This is a genomic window from Leptothrix ochracea (assembly GCF_041083635.1).
GTDB classification, from domain to species: Bacteria; Pseudomonadota; Gammaproteobacteria; order Burkholderiales; family Burkholderiaceae_C; genus Sphaerotilus; species Sphaerotilus ochraceus.
The window spans coordinates 1-4737 of the sequence record NZ_JBFPHB010000026.1; the positions used below are offsets into that span (position 1 = coordinate 1).

General features: G+C 55.9%; 2 protein-coding genes and 1 pseudogene. 2 read left to right on the top strand and 1 reads right to left on the bottom strand.

What is annotated here, in order from left to right:
- Together AB3X39_RS10650 and AB3X39_RS10655 are read left to right on the top strand one after the other, a co-directional pair.
- Window positions 1–200: pseudogene (locus AB3X39_RS10650) on the top strand (XRE family transcriptional regulator); the annotation flags it as partial.
- Between the two features lie 127 nt (window positions 201–327).
- Complete coding sequence (locus AB3X39_RS10655) at window positions 328–2892, top strand: PKD domain-containing protein (protein ID WP_369417359.1); 2565 nt, start codon at window positions 328–330, stop codon at window positions 2890–2892.
- A gap of 105 nt (window positions 2893–2997) precedes the next feature.
- Here the strand turns inward: AB3X39_RS10655 and AB3X39_RS10660 are convergent, their stop codons facing one another.
- Complete coding sequence (locus AB3X39_RS10660) at window positions 2998–4035, bottom strand: CAP domain-containing protein (protein ID WP_369417360.1); 1038 nt, start codon at window positions 4033–4035, stop codon at window positions 2998–3000.
- Window positions 4036–4737: the final 702 nt, after the last annotated feature.

Below are 4737 nucleotides of genomic sequence, written 5' to 3' on the forward strand. Positions count from 1 at the left end.
AGCCGCAGGTGCTGCGCTTTGGTGAGCGGGTGGCGTTGTCGGTGCAGGAGCACCGCCAGCGTTGGGAAGAAAAGCTGAGCTATCAGGAGCGTGAAACGGTCGATGCGTTTTTGCAGCTGCCGGCACCGCAGCGCAAGCTCATCCGCGAGGTGATCCTGACTTTTGCCAAGGTCCACAAGGACGCCGATAGCGGCGTCTGAGGGGCTTGGGGGTGGAGACGCCCCTTGTCACATCTGTCTGTCGTGTGGAACACACAGATCTCGGGCTGGGGGGGTGTGCCATGCAAAATCAACGTGTCGGATGTGACAGAAGACACGTGGGGGTTGCATGGGTTATCGGTGGCTCAAGAGCTTGTTTTGGAGCGTGGCGCTGGGTCTGGTGGCTTGTGGTGGAAGTTCGACCCCGACCAGCAGTGAGCCGCAACATCCCACCGCCGTGATCCAAGCACAGGCGCAGGTGCTGGCGACGCAGGCGGGGACGTTTCAGGCCGCGCTGGGCAGTCAGGTGCTTTTGGATGGCTCGGGCAGCAGCACGCCTTCGGGTTCGATCACCGCTTACAGCTGGGTGCTGCGCAGCAAACCGGCCGGCAGCAACGCCACGATCACCACCCCGACCCAAGCTTGGGCAAGCTTGGTGCCTGATCGCATCGGCACCTATGAGCTGACGCTCACCATCGCCGATTCACGCGCCTTGGCGTCCACCCAGACCTTGACCTTTGTGGTGAGCCAGAGCACGCCGGTGGTTGCGATCAGCCAGAGCATTGTTTTCAACGGCTCGGCCACCAATCGGCCGCTGCAAAACGTGGCGGTGGGCTCGCTCATCACCTTGGATGGCTCGGCCAGCACCAGCCCGGATGGCAGCGCTGTGACCTTGAGCTGGGTGATGCTGCAAAAGCCCAGCACCAGCCAAGCGGTGATTCAAGTCAGCGGTAGCACGGCCTTTTTCACGGCGGATGTTGCGGGCAACTATCAACTTCGGGTGCGGGGCACCAATCAGGTCGGCGCATCGACCGATGTGGTCTACAGCTACAACGCGCTCAGCAACGGGCCGTCGGTCGTGATGAGCGCCCAAATCGCCACCGCCAGCGGCTCCACCACGCTCAGTACCGCCGTGGGCAATTTCGTCTTGCTCGACAGCAGTGCCAGCTTGGTGGTCGGGGGCAACACCACGTTGCGGGGCTGGGCCTTGTTGTCCAAGCCTGCTGGCAGCACCGCGACCTTGTCCGCCAGCACGGGGGTCAACACCAATTTCATCCCTGATGTGGTGGGCAACTACGTGATTCAACTGGTGGTGCAAGACCTGCATACCGGCTTGAGTCAGGCGCACACCGTCAGTGTCACGGCTCAACAAGGCCCGGTGGCGGTGGTCAGCGGTCAGCCCACGCCGGTGGCTTTGATCACGGCGCCGGGGTTGGTGTCGGCTGCCGGGGTGCCCGTCACGCTGCGCGGCAGCGGCAGTTATTCGCCCGACGGCAGTGCCTTGACCTACCGCTGGAGCTTGCTCAACAAGCCGGCCACAAGTGCCGCCATCCTGACGGCGCTGACCCAAGCCGATCTGAGCTTCACCCCCGATATCAACGGCAGCTACACCTTGCAATTGGCGGTGAGCAACACGGCGGGCGACACCGCGTTGCGTCAAATCACCCTGTTCGTTGGCAACTACCCGCCCGTGCTGGTGCTGGACCGCACGCAGGTGCATTTGCCCTTGGGTCGCAGCGTCACGGTCTCGGCAGCCAACAGCCAGAGCCAAGGGGGCGGGGCGCTGAGTTACAGCTGGTCGATCGACGCCCAACCGCCAGGCTCGACCGCCGTGATCGTGGCTCCGACGCTATCGGCACTGACGTTCACCCCGGATGTGGCCGGCAGCTATTACCTGACAGTGCGCGTCACCGAAGGGGCCGTGAGCAGCATCGCCGGCGTCAGCGTGACGGTCATGGCCCCGGTGCCGGGCACGCTGTTGCTCAACGAAGTGCCCTTGCAGATCCAGTACAGCAAAAGCCAAGGCAAGGTGGTGATGGCGGCGGCGGGGCCAGATGCTTTGCATGTGGTGGACCCGAATGCCGGCACCGATATCTCCGTGCTGCTGCCCACCGCCGTCAAAGGTTTGACGCTCAGCCCCGATGGTTTGCTGGCGGCCGTGCTGCATGAGGGGGCGGTGAGCTTGGTCGATGTGGCCAGCGCCACCTTGCTGCAAACCTCACCCACCGGCGGCGCGCAAACCGAAGCGCTGGTCAACAACGCTGGGCGGATCTATCTGACCGGCCAGACCGGTGCCCAGTGGGTCACGCCTGACATTTCGCTCATGGATGGCCGCAGCGGTGCCATCTTGCAGGCCAGCACGGGCACCTTTGGCAATGTTTACGGCACCACGCGGGGGGCCTATGCCGATCTGATCCACAAGATTTTCATCCTCTCTCAGGGCCTGTCCCCGCTACAGATCTACGCCTATCCGGTCGATCCTTTCACGGGGGTCATCACCGGCCCCGAGGTTGGCTCACCCTACTGGGGCGACTACGCCATGGACGTGCCGTTCTGGTTGTCCTCGGATGAGCGCTTGCTGTTCACTGCTGCGGGCACTTTTTTCAGCACGGTCGATCTGAGCTATGTGCGCTCCTTCGGAGTGACCGTGCAATCCATGAGCCATTCGGCCACCGCCCAAGAAGCCGTGGTTCTTGCTCAAGGGTTGGCCCCGAACTATCCCGGGTTCTACAAGCGCTTTACGGGCCCTTTGCTGTTCCCCGCGCCGGATGTGACCCTGCCCAGCATCGCTGGCCTGCCGACCTACGGCATCGCCATCTTCCACGACAGCGCCGACCGCCACGTCCTTGTGGTCCAAGCCAACAGCGACCTACCCGGTGCAGCGGGGGCGGATTACTACGTGATGGTGCGGTGAGTGGCGACCCGGCTGCGGCATCAGCCGCGCGGCAGGGCGCCACGCGGTTGATGGCGTTGCAGTAGCCCCTGTGCCTGTGTTAAAGCGGCCCGCCACGTGAGGGTTTCAGACGATCCGGAACCAGTAGCTATAGCTCTTCGATTGACCGTTTATCAACACGTTCCTGATATTGACCATGTATTTCATCTTGGGCTGTATGGCATCTATTTTGAACTGAAGAACGTTGGGTACTCCATAGCCAGCTTTATCACCATTCACATCATGGACCTGAACTTTATTACCCGCTTCATCCACGACTTCTAGCCCAACGCCAGCATAATCTGCGTTGTTGTTGTATCTATTCAGCGGATCTTCAATGGCTGTAAAAGAAAGAATGGCATTTTTGTCAAAATATTCTTGTGGATAGTCCTTAAATGGATAAGCCACAAAGTTGTTCTCAGATCGCGAAGACGGGTTCTTGTGTTGATCGTCCCAGATAACGCGAATCATCGCCCCATTGGTTGATTCACCATTTTCAAGAACACCAGTAACTTTTCCAAATGCGATCTTCTTCAGAAATGGATCAAGCAACCATCTTCGGTGACCAACATTGTTCCCAGAGGCATTTCTAACATCCGTCATCCATCCGATGATGGCCTCATCTGGTGATTGAAATCTAAGATATGGGGATATTGTTCCGCCAAAAATATTGCTGGTTTTGGTGCCATTTGCACCTTCTGGAGAATAGCACTTTTCTGAAGATTGTGGCTCATGGGTAAGGTGGCCACTTGCGGCGATAATCAGTGACCCTTTCATGACTTGATCATCGTACTGATCGTCATATGAGACGGGTGACAAACCATGAAGAGAGCGAATTTTATTGACGGTATTTAAGACGCCATCTTTGACACTTCTTTTTAAAGTGCCAGCCTGACATTTATCAATATCTGGCAGGCTGTCATATAGCTGGCTACTTTGGTCTGAAAAATTATTGGGATTGTCCCGTTTTTTATTCTCGAATGAACTTGGTTTTATCTTTGTTTGATTTGTGTCATCATTGGTTTGATCTGTAGGTTGATTGATGTTTGCACATCCTGTGATGACAGACGCAATTAGAATAAGCAACCATCTATTGTGATGCCCACATTTTGCAATAAATCGCATGTTTTAATCGTGTTATGAAGACAGAATTAAAAAATTAATCACGCACGGAATAAGTTGGGCATAAATCATATCCATGATGATTTATGCCTGAACATTACGGCCAGATAAAATTTCAAGCAAACGCCTTACCAAAGGCCAGGCCGGTTAAGCAAGGTTTATTTTTGTCCTTTTATCTCGGGTCACATTTCACTTCATTAGCAGGCTGTTGAAATACCCAAAATGCCATTGACAACCAACTGTTGACACCTATGACGCGGGTCGAATTCGGGTAATTTTCTGTCGAAAATCACCAATTTTGGCTCGTTCATAAGTTTTTCGATAGAAATTTATGATCGGTCTACACTTGGAAAACAGTATTTCAACAGCCTGTTAATGGGGGAAATCCCACAAGCTGCCATTCGTGATGTCTCGTTCTTGGGCGATGCGCCCAAAGACTTCATAGAAGACCCCCTTCCTCCGTTGATGCCCCACCCAAGTGCACCTTGGGTCTGTCGGTACGGCATCGCCAAACTTTTTGACCGACAGAAGAATTAAACCAAAGATTTATCTTTTTGTGAACTGTAAGTTCATTTTTGTTGATCAAGAACTGAACGATCTGTTCATGAATGAGAAGCTTGAATTCGCTGAAAGACTGCGTGAGGCCATGACGCGGGCGGGCTATGCGGCGCGGCCTTCGGTGTTGGAGCGCGAGTTCAATACGCG

What these genes read in the sequence shown, in the direction of transcription:
- AB3X39_RS10660 (WP_369417360.1), bottom strand. Translation starts at nt 4,035, where the DNA reads ATGCGATTTATTGCAAAATGTGGGCATCACAATAGATGGTTGCTTATT.
- AB3X39_RS10655 (WP_369417359.1), top strand. Translation starts at nt 328, where the DNA reads ATGGGTTATCGGTGGCTCAAGAGCTTGTTTTGGAGCGTGGCGCTGGGT.